We start from the raw sequence: 1040 nt of genomic DNA, 5'->3' as shown, positions 1-1040 counted from the left end.
CCTTAATGCGGCGTTATACAGCAAATCTAATAATATACACCTTGATGCACTTTCTTGAGTGTTGTAACATTCTGTTTTTATTAAAATAGTTGGTTGCAAAATGACAACATTTACAGAATATAAAGTAGTTCACATCGTAGAAGGTGGCTGTGGAACAATCTTGTTAGGCGCGAGTGGCCTACCTGTGCAAAAAATGGAAGCAGAGCTAAACAAATTTGCACAAGACGGCTGGCAAGTTGTATTTCAAGTAGTTGAGCAAAAGCGTTTTATGCTGTTTTGGAAGCGTGAGGCTGTGATTATCACTCTTGGCCGATAAGCTTGATTAAGTATATCTCTTTAAAATTGATTCGCCGCTATCAAGCTAGCGGTGGATCAAAGCAATTGTTGAACATTGAATGTAATTTTGAGCCTACTTGCTCTGAGTACACTAAACAATGTATTGAAAAGTATGGGGCTTTAAAAGGTTGGAAGCTAGGGCTAGCGAGAATAAAGCGATGTAACCAACCTGACCTCATTGAAAAAATATATGATGAGGTACCGTAATGCGTTTATTTGAACCGATTGAGCAGTTGGAGCATAAAGAAGAACTCCTGAGAAAGCAGGTGAAATCATTACCTGAAGCTCAAAAGAAAGAGTTCTATGAGCAACAGTCAAAAAAGCTCAAGGATCCAGACACCTATGCTACATTGAACTGGTTTTTTATTGGTGGCTTTCACCATTGTTATTTAGGTAAGTACGGTTTATTTATCCTAGAGTTGGCACTGCTAACGATTAGTGTCATTGGCTTAATTCTAGGTCACTCAAGTGCATTGATTATCCTTTCACTACTCGTAATCTATGAGCTTCCTCAGCTGTTTTTTTCACAAAAGATCGCTAGACAACACAACTATAAATTGTCCTGTGAAATCTTCAATAACGTACGAAGAACTTAGGTGTAACCTGCTGTATAACAAAGCATTTAAGAGTGATTCGCAACGCTTGCCGTTTTCGCTTCGCTCAAAGTATAGGCAAGCGCCGCTCACACCTTAATGCGGCGTTAG

General features: G+C 39.1%; 3 protein-coding genes. All 3 read left to right on the top strand.

Annotation, left to right across the window (positions count from 1 at the left end; all coding sequences use genetic code 11):
• Nucleotides 1-100 precede the first annotated feature (100 nt).
• Genes AACT42_RS00825 through AACT42_RS00815 form a run of 3 tightly spaced genes read left to right on the top strand, consistent with a single transcriptional unit; the run spans nucleotide 101 to nucleotide 932 of the window.
• Nucleotides 101-316 carry a DUF4177 domain-containing protein gene (locus tag AACT42_RS00825; RefSeq protein ID WP_094167946.1) on the top strand — a complete coding sequence of 72 codons (216 nt, stop codon included), beginning with the start codon at nucleotides 101-103 and terminating at the stop codon, nucleotides 314-316.
• Nucleotides 317-318: 2 nt separating this feature from the next.
• The gene (gene yidD, locus AACT42_RS00820; RefSeq protein WP_094167945.1) at nucleotides 319-543 is read left to right on the top strand and encodes a membrane protein insertion efficiency factor YidD; all 225 of its coding nucleotides are present in this window, start codon (nucleotides 319-321) and stop codon (nucleotides 541-543) included.
• Nucleotides 543-932, top strand: a complete 390-nt coding sequence (locus tag AACT42_RS00815; protein WP_094167944.1) for a hypothetical protein — start codon at nucleotides 543-545, stop codon at nucleotides 930-932. The genes yidD and AACT42_RS00815 overlap by 1 nt, the downstream gene beginning before the upstream one ends.
• Nucleotides 933-1040: the final 108 nt, after the last annotated feature.

Origin of the sequence: Vibrio sp. V15_P4S5T153, assembly GCF_963874485.1 — a bacterium.
In the GTDB taxonomy this organism is placed as follows: Bacteria; Pseudomonadota; Gammaproteobacteria; order Enterobacterales; family Vibrionaceae; genus Vibrio; species Vibrio anguillarum.
Note: the sequence above shows the minus strand (reverse complement) of the source record. Positions and strands in the feature narration are given on the sequence as shown.

Bases quoted from the DNA above. Each gene is read 5' to 3' on its own strand.
- AACT42_RS00825 (WP_094167946.1), top strand. From the start codon at position 101: ATGACAACATTTACAGAATATAAAGTAGTTCACATCGTAGAAGGTGGC.
- AACT42_RS00815 (WP_094167944.1), top strand. From the start codon at position 543: ATGCGTTTATTTGAACCGATTGAGCAGTTGGAGCATAAAGAAGAACTC.